The 19,987-nt window shown below is 67.9% G+C and carries 23 protein-coding genes; 14 read left to right on the plus strand and 9 right to left on the minus strand.

Annotated elements, in window-relative coordinates:
• Positions 1-17: 17 nt before the first annotated feature.
• Positions 18-809 carry a hypothetical protein gene (locus BMW26_RS03480; protein ID WP_072590788.1) on the plus strand — a complete coding sequence of 264 codons (792 nt, stop codon included), beginning with the start codon at positions 18-20 and terminating at the stop codon, positions 807-809.
• 28 nt (positions 810-837) lie between these two features.
• Here the strand turns inward: BMW26_RS03480 and BMW26_RS03485 are convergent, their stop codons facing one another.
• Positions 838-1,875, minus strand: coding sequence for a methionine synthase (locus BMW26_RS03485; RefSeq protein WP_157557399.1), 1,038 nt, complete (start codon positions 1,873-1,875; stop codon positions 838-840).
• 20 nt (positions 1,876-1,895) lie between these two features.
• On the minus strand, positions 1,896-2,903 hold the full coding sequence (locus tag BMW26_RS03490; protein ID WP_056277081.1) for a putative oxygenase MesX: 1,008 nt from the start codon (positions 2,901-2,903) through the stop codon (positions 1,896-1,898).
• Positions 2,904-3,025: 122 nt separating this feature from the next.
• On the opposite strand from BMW26_RS03490, the gene BMW26_RS03495 reads away from it, so the two are divergent.
• The gene (locus BMW26_RS03495; protein WP_056277084.1) at positions 3,026-4,006 is read left to right on the plus strand and encodes a LysR family transcriptional regulator; all 981 of its coding nucleotides are present in this window, start codon (positions 3,026-3,028) and stop codon (positions 4,004-4,006) included.
• On the opposite strand, the gene upp is transcribed toward BMW26_RS03495, so the two are convergent.
• Positions 3,991-4,623, minus strand: coding sequence for a uracil phosphoribosyltransferase (upp, locus tag BMW26_RS03500; protein ID WP_042538962.1), 633 nt, complete (start codon positions 4,621-4,623; stop codon positions 3,991-3,993). The genes BMW26_RS03495 and upp overlap by 16 nt on opposite strands.
• 81 nt (positions 4,624-4,704) lie before the next feature.
• Between upp and tadA the strand changes: the two genes are divergently transcribed.
• On the plus strand, positions 4,705-5,160 hold the full coding sequence (tadA, locus tag BMW26_RS03505; protein ID WP_056277087.1) for a tRNA adenosine(34) deaminase TadA: 456 nt from the start codon (positions 4,705-4,707) through the stop codon (positions 5,158-5,160).
• 23 nt (positions 5,161-5,183) lie between these two features.
• Here tadA and BMW26_RS03510 read toward each other — a convergent pair whose 3' ends face one another.
• Complete coding sequence (locus BMW26_RS03510) at positions 5,184-6,155, minus strand: cation diffusion facilitator family transporter (protein ID WP_072590790.1); 972 nt, start codon at positions 6,153-6,155, stop codon at positions 5,184-5,186.
• Positions 6,156-6,215: 60 nt separating this feature from the next.
• Between BMW26_RS03510 and proC the strand changes: the two genes are divergently transcribed.
• Complete coding sequence (proC, locus tag BMW26_RS03515; protein WP_072590791.1) at positions 6,216-7,055, plus strand: pyrroline-5-carboxylate reductase; 840 nt, start codon at positions 6,216-6,218, stop codon at positions 7,053-7,055.
• 1 nt (position 7,056) lies between these two features.
• Entirely contained in the window at positions 7,057-7,344 is a 288-nt protein-coding gene (locus BMW26_RS03520) for a DUF1905 domain-containing protein (RefSeq protein ID WP_072590792.1), read from the plus strand.
• A 21-nt stretch (positions 7,345-7,365) separates the two neighbouring features.
• Here the strand turns inward: BMW26_RS03520 and BMW26_RS03525 are convergent, their stop codons facing one another.
• Positions 7,366-8,037, minus strand: coding sequence for a potassium channel family protein (locus BMW26_RS03525; RefSeq protein WP_047520565.1), 672 nt, complete (start codon positions 8,035-8,037; stop codon positions 7,366-7,368).
• The gene (locus BMW26_RS03530) at positions 8,030-9,460 is read right to left on the minus strand and encodes a TrkH family potassium uptake protein (RefSeq protein WP_053098848.1); all 1,431 of its coding nucleotides are present in this window, start codon (positions 9,458-9,460) and stop codon (positions 8,030-8,032) included. Before BMW26_RS03530 ends, BMW26_RS03525 begins: the two co-directional genes overlap by 8 nt.
• Before the next feature lie 104 nt (positions 9,461-9,564).
• Here BMW26_RS03530 and BMW26_RS03535 point away from each other — a divergent pair, with 104 nt between their 5' ends.
• The 8 genes from BMW26_RS03535 to BMW26_RS03570 all read left to right on the plus strand — a co-directional run bounded on the left by BMW26_RS03535 (position 9,565) and on the right by BMW26_RS03570 (position 13,031).
• Positions 9,565-9,981 (plus strand): ArsR/SmtB family transcription factor, encoded by a 417-nt coding sequence (locus BMW26_RS03535; protein ID WP_056277731.1) that lies wholly within the window; start codon positions 9,565-9,567, stop codon positions 9,979-9,981.
• A gap of 198 nt (positions 9,982-10,179) precedes the next feature.
• Positions 10,180-10,881 (plus strand): cyclase family protein, encoded by a 702-nt coding sequence (locus BMW26_RS03540; protein WP_072590793.1) that lies wholly within the window; start codon positions 10,180-10,182, stop codon positions 10,879-10,881.
• A gap of 78 nt (positions 10,882-10,959) precedes the next feature.
• Positions 10,960-11,151: a helix-turn-helix domain-containing protein gene (locus BMW26_RS03545; RefSeq protein WP_053098849.1), complete on the plus strand. Its 192-nt coding sequence runs from the start codon at positions 10,960-10,962 to the stop codon at positions 11,149-11,151.
• 135 nt (positions 11,152-11,286) lie between these two features.
• Positions 11,287-11,385, plus strand: a complete 99-nt coding sequence (locus BMW26_RS03550; RefSeq protein WP_003792170.1) for a 30S ribosomal protein bS22 — start codon at positions 11,287-11,289, stop codon at positions 11,383-11,385.
• An 81-nt stretch (positions 11,386-11,466) separates the two neighbouring features.
• A complete protein-coding gene (locus BMW26_RS03555) occupies positions 11,467-11,769 on the plus strand; it encodes a rhodanese-like domain-containing protein (protein WP_053098850.1) in 303 nt (100 codons plus the stop codon).
• A complete protein-coding gene (locus BMW26_RS03560) occupies positions 11,766-12,056 on the plus strand; it encodes a glutaredoxin family protein (RefSeq protein WP_053098851.1) in 291 nt (96 codons plus the stop codon). Before BMW26_RS03555 ends, BMW26_RS03560 begins: the two co-directional genes overlap by 4 nt.
• A complete protein-coding gene (locus BMW26_RS03565; protein ID WP_053098852.1) occupies positions 12,053-12,352 on the plus strand; it encodes a Dabb family protein in 300 nt (99 codons plus the stop codon). Before BMW26_RS03560 ends, BMW26_RS03565 begins: the two co-directional genes overlap by 4 nt.
• Positions 12,353-12,386: 34 nt before the next feature.
• Entirely contained in the window at positions 12,387-13,031 is a 645-nt protein-coding gene (locus tag BMW26_RS03570; RefSeq protein WP_072590794.1) for a hypothetical protein, read from the plus strand.
• A 12-nt stretch (positions 13,032-13,043) separates the two neighbouring features.
• On the opposite strand, the gene BMW26_RS03575 is transcribed toward BMW26_RS03570, so the two are convergent.
• From BMW26_RS03575 to BMW26_RS03585, 3 genes are read right to left on the minus strand one after another with little or no spacing between them, the layout of a single operon-like run.
• Positions 13,044-14,345 carry a M1 family metallopeptidase gene (locus BMW26_RS03575; protein ID WP_072590795.1) on the minus strand — a complete coding sequence of 434 codons (1,302 nt, stop codon included), beginning with the start codon at positions 14,343-14,345 and terminating at the stop codon, positions 13,044-13,046.
• Positions 14,342-18,271: a Pls/PosA family non-ribosomal peptide synthetase gene (locus tag BMW26_RS03580; RefSeq protein ID WP_072590796.1), complete on the minus strand. Its 3,930-nt coding sequence runs from the start codon at positions 18,269-18,271 to the stop codon at positions 14,342-14,344. Before BMW26_RS03580 ends, BMW26_RS03575 begins: the two co-directional genes overlap by 4 nt.
• A complete protein-coding gene (locus BMW26_RS03585) occupies positions 18,261-18,923 on the minus strand; it encodes a hypothetical protein (protein ID WP_072590797.1) in 663 nt (220 codons plus the stop codon). Before BMW26_RS03585 ends, BMW26_RS03580 begins: the two co-directional genes overlap by 11 nt.
• A gap of 239 nt (positions 18,924-19,162) precedes the next feature.
• Between BMW26_RS03585 and BMW26_RS03590 the strand changes: the two genes are divergently transcribed.
• Complete coding sequence (locus tag BMW26_RS03590) at positions 19,163-19,978, plus strand: transporter substrate-binding domain-containing protein (RefSeq protein ID WP_053098857.1); 816 nt, start codon at positions 19,163-19,165, stop codon at positions 19,976-19,978.
• Positions 19,979-19,987: the final 9 nt, after the last annotated feature.

The following is a 19,987-nucleotide window of genomic DNA, read 5'->3' on the forward strand; positions in this document are numbered from 1 at the left end:
GTCGGCAGAGGAGAGCGATGACTCACACGATCGATGATGTCCTGCGAGCCTCGGCCGCGTGGGTGTGGTTTCCCCGCGGCAGCGAGCAGCAGCGGAGCCATCTGCAGCTGGTGCGGTATCCGACGCGATTCGGTGGCGGAGTGCGCGGCTCTCAGGTCGACTCGGATGCGGATGCCGCAACCGTCGTAGAACACGCCATCGACCGCACGAGGGCGTGGGACGAGAGCGAGCTGCGGTTCTGGACCAACGCGTCCGACCGCCCCGATCTCGAAGCCGAGCTCCGCAAGCGCGGAGCCGAGCACATCGACACCGTAGCCGTCTTCGCGAGCCGGATCGACAGCGCCACGATCGACAGCGCCGCGAGCGATGTCCCGCCTGAAGCCAGGGCGGAGGTCGTGCGAACGCTCGAGCAGGTTCGCGAAGTCGACGCGATCAATGTGCCGGTCTGGAAGCAGCAGCCGCTCGATGACGAAGGCCTGCGCATCGAACTCGACGAGATCACATCGGCGTACGACGCAGGCACGCAGGTGCGTGTTCTCGCCCGTCTCGGCGCGGACGGCGAGGCGGTCAGCACGGGCGGCTGCACGATCGTCGACGGCTTCGCACGCCTGTGGGGAGCGGCGACGATCGAGCAGGCACGGGGACGAGGAGCCTACCGTGCCGTCCTCGTGGAGCGGCTTCGCCAGAGCGCGGCACGGGGAGCGACCACGGCGTTGGCGAAGGGGCGCACCGCGACCTCCGCGCCGATCCTCGCGCGAGCGGGTTTCACGAACTACGGCGAGGAGCGCTGCTACCTCGTGAGGGCGTGAGTCACACGACGCGGCTGCTCGAGCGCGGTCAGGCGCCGGTGCCGCCGAGTTCGTCGCGCACGATTCGCGCTCCCGCTGACAGGGCGCTCATCTTGTCGAGAGCGACGCGCCTCGGTAGGGGCGCCATCCCGCAGTTCGAGCTGGGGATGAGCAGGTCCGCATCGACGAACTCGAGCGCGCGCCGCAGGGTGTCGGCGACTTCTTCCGGAGTCTCGATCTGCTCGCTCGCGACGTCGATCGCGCCGAGCATCACCTTCTTGCCGCGGATCAGCTCGATGAGGTCGAGCGGCACGTGGGAGTGGTGGCTCTCCAGCGAGACGATGTCGATGGTGGATCGCTGCAGAAGGGGGAACGACTCCTCGTACTGCCTCCACTCGGCTCCGAGGGTCGCCTTCCAATCGTTGTTGGCCTTGATCCCGTAGCCGTAGCAGATGTGGACCGCGGTCTCCGCACGCAGTCCTTCTGCTGCCCGCTCCAGAGCAGCGACGCCCCAGTCCTTCATCTCGTCGAAGAACACGTTGAACGCGGGCTCGTCGAACTGGATGATGTCGACTCCGGCTGCCTCGAGCTCTTTCGCCTCCTGATTGAGGATCGTCGCGAACTCCCATGCCAGCTTCTCGCGGCTGCGGTAGTGGCGGTCCGACAGCGTGTCGATCATCGTCATCGGGCCAGGCAGCGCCCACTTGATCGGCTGGTCGGTCTGCTGGCGCAGAAAGGCCGCGTCGTCCACGAACACGGGCGCGCGGCGGCTCACTGCGCCGACGACGGTCGGCACGCTCGCGTCATAGCGATCGCGGATGCGGACCGTCTCCCGATTCTCGAAGTCGACTCCGTCGAGATGCTCGATGAAGGTGGTGACGAAGTGCTGACGGGTCTGCTCCCCGTCGCTGATGATGTCGATCCCGCGTCGACGCTGCTCGTGCACTGCGGCGCGCAGGGCGTCATGCTTGCCCTCCGCGAGCGCATCGCCCTGCAGCTCCCACGGCGACCAGAGGACTTCGGGCCGGGCGAGCCACGCCGGCTTGGGCAGACTTCCGACGATCGAGGTGGGGAGGAGTTCTCGCACGGTCGACGATCCGCGGCCGGTCATCGGACCGCAACGGGGGAGGCGGACGCGGGGGAGGACGGAGCGGGATACCCGGCAGCCCACCGGTCCAGCACCGTCCGGTGCGGCGTGACGAAGTGCTCATCGGCGTAGCGTCCCTGCACGACGGCGAGCTGGCTGCGCTCCTCGCGGTCGTACGTGATCTCCGTCTGCTGATAGTCGTCGTGGGCGAGGCTCGGACGGTAGACGCTCTCGGCCGGCGCATTCGCATTGTAGATCTCAGGCCGGTAGATCTTCTGGAAGGTCTCCATGGTGCTGATCGTGCCGATGAGCTGCAGATCGGAGTAGTCGCTCAGGAGGTCGCCGCGGAAGTAGAAGGCGAGGGGGGCGACGCTGCCGCGTGGCATGAAGTAGCGGACCTGCAGCCCCATCTTCCCGAAGTACTCGTCGGTGAGCGAGAAGGAGTCCTGCACGTACTCGGCGCCGAGCACGGGGTGGTGGTTGCCGTTGCGGTGATAGGTCCTGCTGGTCGAGACGCTGATGCAGATCACCGGCAGGGTCGAGAAGCGCTCCTGGTACGCCTCGGACTCGAGGAAATGCTGGAAGAGCTTGCCGTGCAGCACGCCGAAGTCGTCGGGAGTGGAGAATCCGCCGGCGGCCGCGCTCGCCGCAGGCAGGACGACGCTGAAGTCGTAGTCGCGGAGGTAGGAGGAGAAGTTGTTTCCCACGATCCCATGGTGGCGTTCGCCGGTCAGCCGGTCGACGATGTGGACGTCGAGCACCTCGAGCACCGGGAACTCCTCATCGTTGCCATCGGCGAATCGCAACTGCACCGAGACGATGTCGAGCTCGACCGTGTAGCGCTCGTCGCCGCCCGCGAGGTCGTTGAAGCGACGGTCGATCATCTCCAGGGCGTTGCGGAGGTTCTGCTGGCGGCGCTCGCCGCGCGCGAGGTTGGCGAAGTTCGTGGTGATGCGCGAGCTGTCGGACGGGGCATAGTCCTCGTCGAAGCGAGTGGTCGTGATGCTGAACGTGATCTCGTTCGCCATGAGGGGCCAATCCGGGAGAGGGGAGGCCCATCGGGCCTCGCGAAAGCGGTGATCTCATAGTGCAGCGATGCCAGAGCTATCGGGTAATTCGGCTCCGCTATGCGGTGATATAGCCTTCTCCTATGCCTAGGCGATCGAGCGGGATCACACTGCAACAGCTCCAGTACTTCATCGAGGTCGCTGCGGAGGGGTCCATCACCGCGGCGGCCGACGTGCTCTATGTCGCGCAGCCCACGATGTCCGCGGCGATGAAAGACCTCGAGAGCCGAGTCGGACGCGATCTGCTCACCCGGTCGGCGCGAGGGGTGACGCTCACGAGCGACGGCACGGAGTTCCTCGGGTATGCCAGACAGATCGTCGAGCAGGCCGAGCTTCTCGAGCAGCGCTACCTCGGGCGGCCACCGTCGCGCCGCCTCCTCGGGGTCTCTACCCAGCATTACTCCTTCGCCGTCGACGCATTCGTGCGGATGGTCAAGCGCTCGAGCGCCGCCGAATACGAGTTCTCGCTCCGCGAGACCCGCACGTGGGACATCATCGAGGATGTGCGGACGCTCCGCAGCGAACTCGGCATCCTCTTCCGCAACGACTTCAACCGCAACGTGATCGACAAGCTCCTGCGGGACTCGGGTCTCGCATTCCATCCGCTCTTCATCGCCGAGCCGCACATCTTCGTCTCACGGCGGAACGCACTCGCGTCGCGAGACCGTGCGACCCTCGACGATCTCGTCGGCCTTCCGCGTCTCACCTTCGACCAGGGCGCGAACAACTCGTTCTACTTCGCGGAGGAGATCCTCTCGACCCTCTCGAGTGCGCGGGAGATCCGGGTCTCCGATCGAGCGACGATCTTCAACCTGATGATCGGTCTCGACGGATACACGATCTCAACCGGCATCATCAGCGACGATCTCGATCCCGAGATCGTCGCCGTGCCCCTCGACGTCGACGAGCGCATCGAGATCGGCTGGATCGGACGCACGGCCATACCGCTCACCGAACAGGCTCAGCAGTACCTCGGCGAGGTGCGAGACGTGGTGGCGAGCTTCGGCGTGCCCCTTCTCGAGGACGAACCGCGCGAGCCGGAGATCCGTCAGACGGTGCCGTAGAGCCGATCGCCGGCGTCGCCGAGTCCGGGCACGATGTAGCCCTTCTCATTGAGGCGCTCATCCAGGGCCCCGAGCACGATCGTCACGTCGCGGTCTCCGACGAGCGCCTCGATGGCGGCGAGGCCTTCGGGAGTGCCGAGCAGGCAGATCGCTGTGACGTCCTTGGCCCCGCGGTCGAAGAGGAACTGGATGGCGGCAGCCAGCGAGCCGCCGGTCGCGAGCATCGGATCGATCGCGAAGCACTGACGATCGCTCAGGTCGTCGGGAAGGCGCTCGGCGTAGGTGGTCGGCTCGAAGGTTTCCTCGTCGCGGACCATGCCCAGGAACCCGACCTCTGCCGTCGGCAGCAGCTTCACCAGGCCCTCGAGCATGCCGAGGCCGGCGCGCAGGATCGGCACGACGATCGGACGGGGCTCCGAGATCTTCACGCCCATCGTCGTCGTCACGGGAGTGGTGATCTCGACCGGACTGACCTTCACGTTGCGGGTCGCCTCATACGCGAGAAGCGTCACGAGCTCTTCGGTCAGCTGCCGGAAGACGGGCGACGGAGTGCGATGGTCGCGCAGCACCGAGAGCTTGTGAGTGACGAGAGGGTGGTCGGCGACGTGGACACGCATGGATACAGGCTAATGCGCCGGGGGCTCCGGTACGACATCGGATGCCGCCGGCCGCCCGAGCGGCTGTCGTAGGCTCGACGCATGACCGCCTCCGACGCCCGTGCGATGCGACGCGCGCTCGAGCTCGCGGCCGAGGCATCGGCGGCCTCGGAGATCCCGGTCGGCGCGGTGGTGCTCGACGCAGAGGGCCGGATCATCGCCGAAGGACGCAATCATCGTGAGGCGACCCACGACCCCACGGGGCACGCCGAGATCGCGGCGCTGCGGTCGGCCGCGGCGTCCGTCGGCTCGTGGAATCTCGACGGCCACACCCTCGTCGTGACCCTCGAGCCCTGCATCATGTGCGCGGGGGCGATCCTGCAGGCGCGGATCGGCCGCGTCGTCTTCGGCGCGTGGGATGACAAGGCGGGGGCCGCCGGCTCCATGTACGACGTGCTGCGCGACCGTCGGCTGCCGTACCGCGCCGAGGTCGTCGGCGGGGTCGAAGCGGATGCCGCCACGGCCCTGCTGCGGAGCTTCTTCGAGCAGCGGCGCTGACGGCTACGGGACCCCGCGCGCGATCAGTCGGAGGACTTGAGCACGAAGACGTCGGTCGACGGCTCGGGGTCGAGCGACGGCCGGTACACGTCGGGCTCGATGTAGATCACGCGTGCGATCGGAAGAGCCTCGCGGATGCGGGCCTCGATCGCATCGATGTCGACAGCTGCCTCGCGCAGCGGCTTGTTCGCGTTGAGTGCGATCTTCGCCGCGACCATGAGCTCGTCCGGGCCCAGGTAGAGGGTCTTCATGTGGATGATCTTCTCGATCTCGTCGCCCGCGTTGATCGCGTCGACGATGCGATCGTGATCGGCCTGCGTGGCGCCCTCGCCCACGAGGAGGCTCTTCGTCTCGACGCCGAGCACGATCGCGATGAGCACGAGCAGGATGCCGATCATCAATGTGCCGAGTGCGTCGAACAGCGGGTTTCCGGTGATCACGGTGAGCCCGACGCCGAGCAGTGCGAACGTGAGACCGGTGAGTGCCCCGACGTCCTCGAGGAGCACGACGGGGAGCTCCGGCGCCTTCGCGCGGCGCACGAACGACACCCAGGACTGGCCCGTGTCACGGACGAGATTGCTCTCTCTGACGGCGGTGCGCAGCGAGAACGACTCGAGGCCGATCGCGACCACCAGCACGACGATCGGCAGCCACCACCACGTCTTGTCGAGTTCATGCGGGTGCGTGAGCTTGTCGATCGCCTCGTAGATCGCGAACAGACCTCCGACGGAGAACAGGATGATCGACACCACGAACGCGTAGACGTACCGTTCCCGCCCGTAGCCGAAGGGGTGCGCCCTGTCCGCCTCGCGCTTCGCCTTGCGTCCGCCCAGCATGAGCAGCAGCTGGTTGCCCGAGTCGGCGACCGAGTGGATCGCCTCGGCGAGCATCGATGCGGATCCCGACAGCGCCCACGCGAGGAACTTCGCCAGGGCTATGCCCAGGTTCGCCAGGAACGCCGCGAGAATGGCCTTGCCGCCGCCGGATGCACTCATGCGTCGAGTCTAGATCGGCTCGTCCGTGGTCGCCCGGTGCGCCCGCCGTAGGATGGCGACATGGCTGACTCGCTTCCCGCTCTCGCGTTCCTCGGTGCCGGATCGATGGGCGGCGCGATCCTCCGAGGGGTGGTCGCATCCGGCATCCAGGTCGACGGGGGAATCACCGCGACGAACCGCACGCCCGAGAAGGCGGCGGCCCTCGCCGACCTCGACGGGGTCAGGAGCATCGCCCTGTCCGAGACCACCGACGGCAACGCGGATGCGGTCGCGAAGGCTCGCATCGTCCTCGTCGGGGTGAAGCCCTCGATGGTGCCCGATCTGCTGCGCGAGATCGCCTCGCATTTGGCCGACGACGCGATCGTCGTGAGCCTCGCTGCGGGAGTCACGCTCCAGACCTTCACCGACAACCTCGGCGCCGACGTGCGGGTCATCCGATCGATGCCGAACACGCCCTCGACAGTTGGCAAGGGAGTCACCGGTCTGGCCGCGGGGGCAGCGGCATCCGACGACGATCTCGCCCTCGTGCACCGCCTCTTCGCCACCGTGGGCGCGGTTGTCGAGGTTCCCGAATCGCAGATCGACGCACTCTCGACGATCTCGGGTTCCGGCCCCGCCTACGTCTACCTGCTCATCGAGGAGCTGACCAAGGCAGCCGTCGGAATGGGCTTCAGCGAGAGCGACGCGCGGGTCATGGTGGAGCAGACCTTCATCGGCGCCACTGCGCTGCTCGATGCGTCGGGTGAGGAGCCGTCCGAGCTCCGCCGCAGGGTCACGAGCCCCAAGGGCACCACCGAGAAGGCCGTGGCGGTGCTGCAGGACGCGCACCTCGATCGCACCTTCGCGGATGCCGCCGCTGCCGCGCTCGCACGCGCGAAGGAACTCGCGGCCGGAGCCTGACATGCAGCTGCGGTTCTCCGGGGAGATCTGGTTCTGGCGCGGTCCCGCGCCGTTCCATTTCGTCACCGTGCCGCCGGCGGAGAGCGAGATGATCGGTGAGGTCGCGAGCGTCGTCACCTACGGATGGGGGATGATCCCCGCATCCGTCACGATCGGCGACACGACGGTGACCACCGCCCTCTGGCCCAAGGACGGCGGCTACATCGTGCCGATCAAGAAGGCACTGCAAGACCGTGAGGGCGTCGCGGTCGACGACCTCGTCGAGATCGCGCTCGACATCGACGCCTGACGTCCGTCGCGCGGATGCCGGTCAGCGGTCGAGGGCGGCGAAGCGCTCGATGTCGCTGTTGGTGCCCGAGACGATGATCAGATCGTGGTTGGTGACGATCGTGTTCGCCTCGGCGTAGCGGAACGGCTTGCCCGGGCTCTTCACTCCCACGACCGTGACCTTGTACTTGCTGCGCACGCCGGACTCGTTCAGACCCACGCCGCGGATGAACTTCGGCGGGTACATCTTGGCCAGCACGAAGTCGTCGTCGAAGCGGATGAAGTCGAGCATCCGGCCGGAGACGAGGTGCGCGACGCGCTCACCGGCTTCTCGCTCGGGGTAGATGACGTGGTTGGCGCCGACGCGGGCGAGGATCTTGCCGTGCGACTGCGAGACCGCCTTGGCCCAGATCTGCGGCACCTTGAGATCGACGAGGTTCGCGGTGATCAGCACTGACGCCTCGATCGACGAGCCGACGGCGACGACGGCGACCTGGAAGTCCTGCGCGCCGATCTGCCGCAGGGCGTCGATGTTCTTGGCGTCGGCCTGCACCGTGTGCGTGACGCGGTCCGACCATTTCTGCACGAGCTCGAGGTTGTCGTCGATCGCCAGGACCTCGCGGTCGAGACGATCGAGTTCGCCTGCGCAGGCGGCACCGAACCGGCCGAGACCGATGACGAGGACGGGAGCGTCGCCCCGGAGGACTTCAACCAACGATCGGCCTTTCCACGGGCAGTGAGTAGTACTGCGTTCGCGATGTCGCGGCGACGGCCGCGGCGAGAGTCACTGTACCAACGCGCCCCATGAAGATGGTGGTCGCGAGGACGTACGAACCGGCGTCGGGGAGATCGGCGGTGAGGCCGGTCGAGAGTCCGACGGTGGCGAAAGCCGAGATGACGTCGAAGAGGACGTGGCTGATGTCCGCCTTGGTGATCTGGGCGATGATGATCGTCGAGAGCGCCACGATCGTGGCTCCCCAGGCGACGACGCTCAACGCGACGCGCTGCACGTCGCTGGGGATGCGACGGCCGAACGCCTCGACGGACTGACGGCCCTTGGCCTCGGACCACACCGCGATCGCGAGCACCGCCAGGGTCGTCACCTTGATTCCGCCTGCGGTGGAGGCCGAGCCGCCGCCGACGAACATCAGCATGCTCGCGGCGAGGAGGGATGAGCCGTTCAGATCGTCCATCTCGATCACGTTGAAGCCGCCCGACCTCGTCATCGCGGACAGGAAGAACGCCTGGAAGGTCGTGTCCGCGGCATCCATCGACCCGAACGTCTTCGGGTTCGCGTACTCGAGGATCAGGAAGACGGCGGCGCCGAGCACGAAGAGCAGCACCGTGGTGACCAGGGTGAGCTTGGTGTGCAACGACCACTTCTTCACGTGCCACACGTGCTTGGCCAGGGTGTAGATCACCGGGAAGCCGATGCTGCCGAGGAACACGCCGGCCATCAGCAGCGTGAGGACGAGATAGTCGTCGGCGAACACGGCGACTCCGCCGGCGTTCGGCGCGAAGCCGGTGTTGGTGAAGGCCATCGCGGCGAAGTAGGGGGCCTCCCAGAGCGCTGCGATCGGCTCGACCCCGGCCATCACGAGTGCGGGGTAGAGGAGGACCGCGAGCACGCCCTCGATGATCAGCGCGGAGACGGCCACGGTCGTCAGGAGCTGACCGACTTCGCCCAGCCGGACGGTCTGGCTCTCGTTCACCACGCCACCGTGCGCGCGAAGGGGGTTGGTGTCTCCCGCGGCGAGGAGCTTGGCGCGGAGTCCCAGTCTCTTGGAGATGAGCATGCCCATCAACGAGGCGAGGGTGAGAACGCCGAGCGCGCCGATGTTGACGCCGATGAAGATCAGCACGTGACCGAAGGGCGACCAGTACGTCGCCATGTCGACGGTCGCGAGTCCCGTGACGCAGATGGTGGAGACCGCGGTGAACAGTGCATCCGCCAACGGCGTGACCGTGCGCGAGGCCGAGGCGATCGGCAGCGAGAGCAGCACCGTGAAGACCAGGATGAGCAGCGCGAAGATGACGATCGCGAAGCGCGAGGGCGACGACGTGATGATGTGCTTGCCCCAGGAGGCGGCGTTCTGGAGACGCTGTCGAGGCGACGACGCCGAAACGATGCCCGACATCGCGTCCCCCTTCGATCTTCCTGCTCCGACGTGCGCGGATGCACGGCGCTGATCGCCGAGCCTTCGTCATGGTACTCCGTGCCGGGGACGACTACCCTGATCACATGACGGACATCTTCGACGTGATCGCAGACGGTACGAGGCGAGACATTCTCCAGCTTCTCCTGCGACGCACCGCCGAAGGGGATGCCGGAACGAGCGTGAGCCAGATCGTCGCCGACCTCGGCATCAGCCAGCCGACCGTCTCGAAGCATCTGAAGGTCCTGCGCGAGGCCGAGCTGGTCAGCGTCCGCGAAGACGGGCAGCGTCGTTTCTACAGCTTGGCCGTCGAGCCGCTCGAGGCCGTCGACGACTGGCTCGTGCCCTTCCTCATGGATGCCTACGGCGACGACGCACCCGACATCGACTACCCCGGACTGCCGCTGCCCGACGGAGCCGCACACGCGGCCGAGGTCGTCGGCCGTGCCGCGGCATCGGCCAAGCACGTGGTCGCGACGGCTCTCAAGCGTCTCGGCGGCTGATCGCGGCCGGAGACACACATCGCCCCTGACGATCGGGGGGCGTGTCGTCAGGGGCGAGGCCGCGGGCCCCAGCCCGCGTGACTCGGATGGTGCCATCGTGAGTCGTGTGGTCAGCCTCGCAGGGCAGTCTGAGCGGTTCCGGCATACGTCCTATGTCTCCGCTGTGACCTCGCCCGTTCCGCGGGCCATGATGAGGGGATGACCACAGTTTCCGCTTCGAGTCCCCGCGTGATCGACCTCAGCCACACGATCGAGGCGGGGCTGGTGACCTACCCGGGTCTTCCGGCACCGACGATCACTCCGCACCTCACTCGCGAGGACTCGCGTTCGAAGTACGCGCCGGGGACGGAGTTCGCGATGGACATCATCACGATGATCGGGAACACGGGCACCTACCTCGACGCGCCCTACCACCGCTACGACGACGGCGGAGACCTGGCCTCGCTCGACCTGAGCTCGCTGGTCGGGCTGCGTGCCGAGGTGTTCCACCTGCGAGGCGCCTGGCGTGCTGAGCATCGCGGGATCGATGCCGACGCACTCGTCGACCGCGACCTGAGCGGAGCAGCGGTCCTGCTCGACACCGGATGGGATGAGCACTTCGGCACACCGGAGTACGGGCGCGGGGCGCCGTTCCTCACGGAAGGAGGGGCTCGTCACCTCGCCGCCGCGGGGGTAGGCCTGGTGGGAATCGACTCCCTGAACATCGACGACACCGAGAGCGGAGGAGAGCGGCCCGCCCACAGCATCCTGCTCGCCGCCGGCATCCATGTGGTCGAGCACTTGACGCACCTCGACGCTGTGCCGTCGCAGGGGGCGCGGTTCACCGCTGCACCGCCGGCCGTGCGCGGATTCGGGACCTTTCCCGTGCGCGCCTTCGCGACCGTCGGGGATGCACACTGATCACACAGGCCACATGGGTTTACACGTGTCCCACCTTGCCCATAGAGTGTGCACACAATCCAGAAAGGGGTACGTGGGATGCCCGAGGTTCCAGATGTCCGGTTCCTTACGGTGGCCGAGGTCGCCGAACTCATGCGTGTGTCGAAGATGACGGTCTATCGGATGGTGCACGCTGGGGAGCTGCCAGCCATCCGCTTCGGTCGCAGTTTCCGTGTTCCGGAATCCGCGGTCGCCGAGGCCCTGCAGCGACCGATAGCCGACGTCGGCTGACGTCCTCGGCGTCGTCTCGTGAGCGCGTGCAGCAGAAGCTCCACGGTTTGCTAGACTGATCCGAGGCATTTTTCCGTGCCCGTACCCGGGTGTCCGTCACCGACGACACCCAGCCACTGACTTAGTGAGGTTTCCGTGGGTTCTGTCATCAAGAAGCGCCGCAAGCGCATGGCGAAGAAGAAGCACCGCAAGCTGCTTCGTAAGACTCGCCACCAGCGTCGCAACAAGAAGTAAGCGACCAGACACGAGCGCCTGTCTCCGGACGGGCGCTTTGTGTCTCTGCCCCCGGTTTCCCACTCGTCGCAGGAGCATGCCATGAAGTCGATCACCGTCACCGAGCTCGCCGAGCGGTCGAACACCCCGCTCATCGATGTCCGAGAGGTGGATGAGTTCGCCGCCGGTCACGTACCCGGGGCCGTCAACATCCCGATGTCCGAGATCGGCAACCGGCTCGAAGAGCTGCCCGCAGAGTCGTTCGACGTCATCTGCCAAGCGGGTGGGCGGTCGGCGCGCGTCGTCGAAGCGCTCGAGTCCCGCGGATACGACGCCACCAACGTCGAGGGCGGAACGGGCGAGTGGATCGCGCAGGGCCGCGATATCGAGGTGCCGTCGGCGTGACCACGCTGACCCTCATCGGCAAGCCGGACTGCCATCTCTGCGATGTCGCGTCCGAGATCATCGACGCCGTCGTCGCCGACCTGCCTGACGCGGCAGCCGAGCGCATCGAGATCGTGGAGGCCTCGATCGCCGACGATCCTGTGCTCTACGAGCTGTGGTGGGAGAAGATCCCCGTCGTCCTGATCGACGGCGACCTGCACGCGCACTGGCGTCTGTCCGCCGACCGACTGCGCGACGCGCTCGAATCAGCCGTGCAGCAGGACGCACTCGAGAAGGAAGCCCGATGATCCGTCACGTCGTCACCTGGAAGCTCGCAGCCGACGATGCGGCGACACGCGCCGAGCAGGCCGCCGAGGTCGCCCGTCGTCTGAACGCTCTCGACGGCGTCGTGCCGCAGCTGCGCTCGATCACCGCGGGCGCGAACGTCGCTTATCCCGACGCGAACTGGGACGTCACCCTCGTCGCGGACGTCGATTCGATCGCTGCTCTCGAGGAGTACCAGGTGCACCCGGCGCACGAAGAGGTCGTGGCGTACGTGCGCTCGGTCGTCGCCTCCCGTGTGGCCGTCGACTTCGAACTCTGAACCTCTGAACCTCTGATCGGCGGTTCTCGGTGTGATGAGCGCAGGGGGAATCGCAGGCGAGACCACCTGGCGTGACATCACGATCGCCTGGGCATCGCCCTCGCAGCCGCACGATTTCACTGAAGCCGATGCCGCGGCGATGGGTCAGCGGGAACGCCTCCGCGAGCTGAGTGGCAGCCGTGCCCAGGCGTTCCTCGCCGGCAGGGCGCTGATGCGCGCCCTCGTGCGCCGGATCACCGGAACGCACGACGTCGTCATCTCGAGCCGCTGTGCCAGGTGCGGGGCGGACCATGGTCGGCCGCGCGCCGACGGCGTCTTGCTCAGCGTGAGTCATGCGGAGGGTCTCGTCGTCGTCGCAGTGGCTCCGGCAGCGGTGGGGACTGCGGCGTCGCTCGGCGTCGATGTCGAGCAGGCATCTGCGGCCGGCCGGGTCGACGAGCTGCGAACGATGTTCCCCGACGGCGCCGCCCCGGATCTCGCGGGGTGGACGCGCATCGAGGCGGCGGTCAAGGCGGATGGTCGCGGATTCGAGACAGAGCCGTCAGAGGTGCTCCTCCGACTGCGCGAGAACACGGATCCCTGCGTGTGGTCGGCAGCGCTTCCGGGTCGTGCCGCCACGATCGACGTCACGACGCTGGTCGGCCCACCGGGGTACGTGCTGAGCGTCGCTCGGGGGTGATCCCGCTCGGTCTCAGGACCGGGATGCAGGAAGTGCGGGCAGCGGGAGTTCGTCGATCCAGGTCCGCACCAGGGTGCGCGCCCGGTCGTCGGCCACCTCGCCGACGAGGCCGAGGAAGTCGTCGCTGGTGACAGCGAGTCGCGCGAACCGCGCGGTCCACTCCCGCGTCAGAGCGAAGAACCGCTCATCGCCGATCGTGAGTCGCAGGGCATGCAGGGTGAGGGCGCCGCGCTTGTAGACGCGATCGTCGAACATGTCGTTCGGACCGGGATCCGAGAGCAGCAGATCATGGGGGAGGCCGCGGAGGGCGGCGTGATGGGCCAGAGCGTTCTCGTGGGCGGTCGACGCGCCGGACGCTTCCGACCACAGCCACTCGGCGTAGCAGGCGAATCCCTCGTTCAGCCAGATGTCCCGCCAGCGGGCGACGCCGACGCTGTTGCCGAACCACTGGTGCGCGAGCTCATGCGCGATCAGCCGCTCGCTGCCCCCAGCTCCGTCCACGTGATTCGCACCGAAGATCGCCATGCCCTGCGCTTCGAGGGGGATCTCGAGATCGTCGGGTGTGATGACGACCTTGTAGGACTCGTAGGGATACGTGCCGAAGGCTCCGACGAACGTCTCCATCATGTGCGGCAGCGGGGCGAAGTCGGAGCGCACGCGACCCGCGAGAGCCCGCGGGTGGAACAGACGCCCGGGAGTCGTACCGAGAGCGACCCTGTCATCGTCGTACTGGCCGATCTGCACGGTCATCAGGTATGTCGCGGTCGGCACCGGCTGCTCGAAGATCCATCGGGTGCGACCGCGCTGCGTCGATCGCGTGGCTGCGCCGCCGCTGACCACGGTGTACTCGGGATCGGCCGTGAACTCCAACCGATACGTCGCCTTGTCCGAGGGCAAGTCGTTGCAGGGGAACCAGGTTGGCGCGCCGGTCGGCTGCGACGCGACGAGCACGCCGTCTTCGAGTTCTTCCCACCCGAGGAGCCCCCATCGAGTGCGCCGGGGCGACGGAGAACCGGAGTACTCGACCGCGACCGTGAGCTCCTGACCGCTCTCCCGCTCGCCCCCGAAGACCACTTTGAGCCGCCGGTCGTCCTGTCTGAACGAGGCGGCGCGATCACCGACGACCCGCACCTTCGTGACTTTGAGCCCGACGAGGTCGAACGAGACGTGCTTCGCCGATTCCTGCATCTGCAGCCGGATCGTCGCCGTGCCCGCGATGCGGTTCGTGGTCACGCGATAGTCGATGGCCAGGTCGTAGTGCAGCACCCCGTAGCGCCGATCGCCGCTGTGCGGGGTGTAGGGGTCGACGGTCATGCGTTCGAGGCCTGGTAGGAGCGCACTTTGACGGCACGCCACGGTCCGATGGGGTTGCCGCTCCATCGACTGCCGATCGGCACGAACTCGCCCCGCATCACGAGTGAGGCGGGCCCGACCGTGGCATCCGATCCGATCGTGGCCGCGGGCAGGATCACGCTGTGCGGACCGAGGGTCGCACCGCTCTCGAGGGTCACTGCGTCGATGCTCATCACTCGATCATGGAACAGATGCGTCTGAACCACACATCCGCGGTTCACGGTCGCACCGTCCCCGAGGGTGACCAGGTCGGGCTCGGGCAGCCAGTAGCTGTCGGTCCAGACGCCTCGGCCGATCTTCGCGCCGAGGGTGCGCAGCCAGATGGCGAGTGCAGGAGTGCCCGATGCGGCGTTGGCGAACCAGGGTGCGGCCACCATCTCCGTGAAGGTGTCCGACACCTCCGTGCGCCACACGAAGCTCGACCAGAGCGGATGCTCGCCGGCACGGATCGGCCCCACGATCAGCCATTTGGCGGCGGTGGTGATCAGAGCGGCGAAGGCGCCTGCGGCGAGCATCACGGCGCTCGAGAGCAGCACAGCCCATGCGAGTCCCCAGGCCTCGACCACCGCGGCGAGCGTGAGCATCACACTCACTCCGATCGCGCAGGTCACGAACACCGGGATGATGCGGCACAGCTCCCACAGAGCCCGCGCGAGGCGGAGTCCCGGGCGCGGGCGATACGTGCGCTCGAGATCGGAGTCGTTCACCACACGGCGCAGTCGCGCGGCGGGCGAGCCCAGCCACGATGAGCCCGCCTTGGCCTTGGGCGGAGCGACGGACAGGACGGCGACGAGGCCGTCGCGAGGCACGTTGTGCCCGCCGGCGGCCATGCCGGAGTTGCCGAGGAACGCGCGCTTGCCGATGCGCGCGGTGCCCAGCCGCATCCATCCGCCCTGCAGCTCGTAGGTCGCGACCATGGTGTCGTCGGCGAGGAACGCTCCGTCGGCGATGGTCGTGAGCTTCGGGATGAGCAGCACGGTCGACGCCTCGACGTCGCGCCCGACCTCGGCCCCGAGGGCCCTGAGCCAGAAGGGAGTGGCACTGCTCGAGTACAGCGGGAAGAGGAAGGTACGGGCGGAATCGAGCAGACGCTCGGTCGTCCACGCCTGCCAGGCGATGCGCGAGCGCACCGGGTACACGCCTTCGCCGAGACCGGCTCCGAGCACACGCACGAGGACGAGCACGAGACCGGCGAAGACGAAGCCGGCGAGCAGCACTGCGGGAACCAGCAGCGCCAGGATGCTCGGGACGGCCGCTGTCAGGGAGTCGGACCCGCGCATGCCCAGCGCGAGCACCCAGGCGCCGGCGGCGAGCGAGAGGACAGGGAGGACGCCGAGCGCGGCGGAGGAGGCGGCGTAGGCCCACAACCACCGGGTGCGGCTGGGTGGGCGGCCCTCCTCGAACGGCCGCGACACTCCGCCGACGCGTGCCGCCGGCGATCCTGCCCAGCGCTGCCCGGCGCGGACCCGACCGAACACGGCCGAGCCGGGTGCGATCTCGGCTCCGCGACCGATCTTCGTGCCGGGGGCGAGGGTGCTGCGGGCTCCGATGGTCGCTCCCGCGCCGATGCGGATGCCGCCGATGCGCACGGTGTCGCCATCGATCCAATAGCCGGTGAGGTCGACCTCGGGCTCGATGGAGGCTCCGGAGCCGATGTCGAGCATGCCCGTGATCGGCGGGACGGTGTGCAGATCGACATCTCTGTGGATGCGGGCGCCGAGAGCTCGTGCGTAGTAGACGACCCAGGGAGCACCGGCCAGGCCGACCGGGTCGACCTGCTGGGCGATCTGCTCCGCGAGCCACAGACGCAGATGCACTCCGCCGCCGCGAGGATAGTCGCCAGGGCGGAGTCCGGCGAGCAGCAGACGCGCGGCGACGGCGGCGATCGTCATCTTCCCCACCGGGGTGACGAAGATCAGCAGGCCGACGATGATCGTCCACACCGGAACAGCGGGCAGGAATTCGAATCCGGGGGACAGCCGCAGGAGCCAGCTCGCGGCGAGCAGGTACAGCAGCCAGCGGATGCCGGTGAACACGAACAGCGGGAGACCCGCGATCGTCTGCACCCACTGCATCCGTCGGGGGGTCGGGACGGGCTGGCTGAAGACGCGTTCCTCGGCGTCCTCGTCATCGGCCTCATCGTCGACGGCATCCGACATCTGGCGCAGCCGCGGCAGATCGTAGACGTCGGTCATCGTGAACTCCGGCGCCCGGGTGCGCAGGCGGGAGACCAGCTGGGCGGCCGCGAGCGACCCGCCGCCGAGCTGGAAGAAGTCGGCGTCCTCGTCGCCCGGGCGCACGCCGAGCACGGCGAACCACTGCTCGGCGAGCCACGCCGCCGTGCCGGACAGGGACGAGTCGTTCGCGTCGCCGGAATCGAGCGGCCAGGGGAGAGCCGCCTTGTCGACCTTCCCGGACGTGCGGACGGGCAGATCGTCGACCATGGCGAGCAGAGGGATCAGCGGAGCGGGAAGCGTCTCCGAGAGCTCACCACGCGCCACCTGCCGGTCGAACCCCTCGTCGGGCACGACATAGCCGACGAGGATCGGCATGCCCGTCTCGGTCTTCTGCACCACCACGGTCGCCGCCGAGACGGAGCTCAGCGCCTGCAGCGCCGCCTCGACCTCGCCGAGCTCGATGCGACGGCCGCCGATCTTGACCTGGTCATCGGCGCGCCCCTGGAAGATCAGTCCCTCGGACTCGACCCGCACGACGTCGCCGGAGCGGTAGGCCCGGTCCCAGCCGAGAGTGGGCATGGGTGCGTACTTCTCGGCATCCTTCGCAGGGTCGAGGTACCGGGCGAGACCGACTCCGCCGATGATCAGCTCGCCGGTCTCGCCCTCGGCGACGCGCTGTCCGTCAGCATCGACCACGGCGAGCGACCACCCGTCGAGCGGGAGGCCGATGCGCACGGGACCGGTGCCGTTCATCAGTGAGGCGCAGGCCACGACCGTGGCCTCGGTCGGGCCGTAGGTGTTCCACACCTCACGTCCGTCCGACGCCAACCGGGCGACGAGCTCGGGCGGGCAGGCCTCCCCGCCGAAGATCAGCAGGCGCACGTTCTCGATCGCGTCCTGCGGCCAGAGGGCGGCGAGCGTCGGCACCGTCGAGACGACGGTGATGCCGTGGCCGAGCAGCCAGGGCCCCAGGTCTTCGCCCGAGCGCACGAGAGCTCGCGGTGCGGGCACCAGGCAGGCGCCGTGGCCCCACGCGAGCCACATCTCCTCACAGGACGCGTCGAAGGCGACCGAGAGGCCTGCGAGCACGCGATCACCGGGACTCAGCGGTGCGGCCTGGAGGAACAGACGTGCCTCGGCGTCGACGAAGGCCGCGGCCGAACGGTGCGAGACCGCGACGCCCTTGGGCACGCCGGTCGACCCGGAGGTGAAGATGATCCAGGCATCGTCGTCGACCGTCGGCGGCGCGACGATCGGGATCGCGGAGGTGCGCGGATGAGGTGACTCGCCGCCCAGGAGATCGACCGCCTCGGTCGCCCCGGCCGGCATGTAGCCGGCGTCGGTGATCGTGCCCGCGATGCGGGCCTCGTGGAACACGAGATCGGCACGCTCCTGCGGGTCGTCGGCATCGACGGGGACATAGGCGGCACCCGCCGCGATGGTGCCGAGGATCGCGATGTACAGCTCGCGGTGTCCGGACGACATGCGGATGCCGACGCGGTCGCCGCGGCGCACGCCTCTCTCGTGCAGCAGGGCCGCCGTGCGCCAGACGTGCGCGAGCAGCTCGGCGTAGCTGAGCGCCCCGTCCGCGTCCTCGATGGCCGAGGCGTCGGGATATCGCCGGGTCGTCTCCTGAAGGATGTCGATCAGCGTGCGGGGAGGAGGCGCGTCGGCGCCCCGGTCGAGCGCCTCCTGCACGTCAGCGCGCAAGGAGGTCGAGCAGAGCGGCCTTCGTCAGGCGCGAGTATCCGGTGCGGCCCTCGGCGCGGGCGCGGGCGCGCAGCTGGACCAGGGTCAGCGCGCTGAGCTCCGGTGCCGCTGCAGAGGTCTCTGTTGGTACCGGTGCCGGTGCCGGTGCTGGTGCTGGTGCCAGTGCGGGTGCCGACGTCGGGGTCGTGATCGTGACCGTCGGCTCGACGGTCGGAGCCGCGACCACGGCCTTCTTGGCCACGGCCTTCTTCGCCTCGGCCTTCTTCGCCTCGGCCTTCTTGGGGGCCTTCTTCGGGGCCGGCTGCTTCGCATCCGGCGTCGGCTCGACGGCGGACTTCTTGGGGGCCTTCTTCTGATCCTTCTTCGCCGCGGACTTCCTGTCCGACGCCTTCTTCTCGGCCTCCAGGCGTGCGGTCGCCTGGGTGAGGCGCGCGGTCGCCGCGGTCGCCGACTTCGCGACCTTCTTGGGCCGGTCCGCGACCTTCTTCTTCGAGACTTTCGCCGCGTCCTTCGCGTCCTCGACGAGAGGCTTCAGCTTCTTGGCGTCCTTCTTGGGCAGGGACTTGATCAGCTTCTTCGCGTCCTTCGCCGCGTCCTTCGCCGCGTCGAGAGCGGCTTCGGCGGTGCGCTGTGCTGAGGTCTTCTTTGCCATGATCGGGTCTCCTCTGAGTCCGGAGCGTGTCGGCTCGGGCTGTCGGCACAGAGGATACTCAGGCAAGGTGAACAATCGGTGCCGCATCGTGCGTAACACGCCCGTCATATTCGGTCACACTTGCAACACAAATGTGATCCGCAGAAGGCGGCCGACGGCGGGTTCGGCCCGGTGGTGCATGTTTAGATGTTCTCCTACCCGTCCGTGGGGAACCACACCCTCGTCCTTCAGGAGCTGACATGCAGCGTCGCAACATCATCGCCGGGATCGCGCTCGCCGCGACCGCCACCCTCGCCCTCGCCGGATGCGCGACCGGCGGCAGTGACGCGGGATCGGGTGAGCCTGCGGCCGGCGACGAGTACGACCTCATCGAGGCGGGCACCCTGACGGTCTGCTCCGACATCCCTTACGCACCGTTCGAGTTCGAGGGCGGCGACAACGGCACGGGTTACACCGGCTTCGACATCGACCTGCTCGACGCGATCGCGAAGGAGCTCGACCTGAAGCTCTCGGTGCAGGACGTCGGATTCGACGCGCTGCAGTCGGGCACCACGCTCGCCGCGGGACAGTGCGACGTCGGCGCCTCGGCCATGACGATCACCGACGAGCGCAAGGCGAACATCGACTTCTCCGAGCCGTACTACGAGTCGCTGCAGTCGCTGCTCGTGCGCACCGACTCGGGCATCGAGTCGATCGACGACCTCTCGGGCAAGAACGTCGGAGTGCAGCAGGGCACCACCGGAGAGGCCTACGCGACCGAGAACGCCGAGGGCGCAGAACTCGTCCAGTACCCCTCTGACGGAGAGCTGTGGCCCGCGATGCAGGCCGGACAGATCGACGCGATCCTTCAGGACCAGCCGGTGAACCTCGAGCACGAGAAGGCCGACAGCGCGTACAAGATCGTCGAGGAGTACGAGACCGGCGAGTCGTACGGCTTCGCATACGCGAAGGGCGAGAAGGACGCTCTGCGCGAGGCGATCGACGGCGCGCTGCAGGATCTCCGCGACAGCGGCGACTACCAGACGATCTACGACACCTACTTCACCGCGAAGTAATCGGCGAGC

This window comes from Microbacterium sp. 1.5R, from assembly GCF_001889265.1.
Lineage (GTDB): Bacteria > Actinomycetota > Actinomycetes > Actinomycetales > Microbacteriaceae > Microbacterium.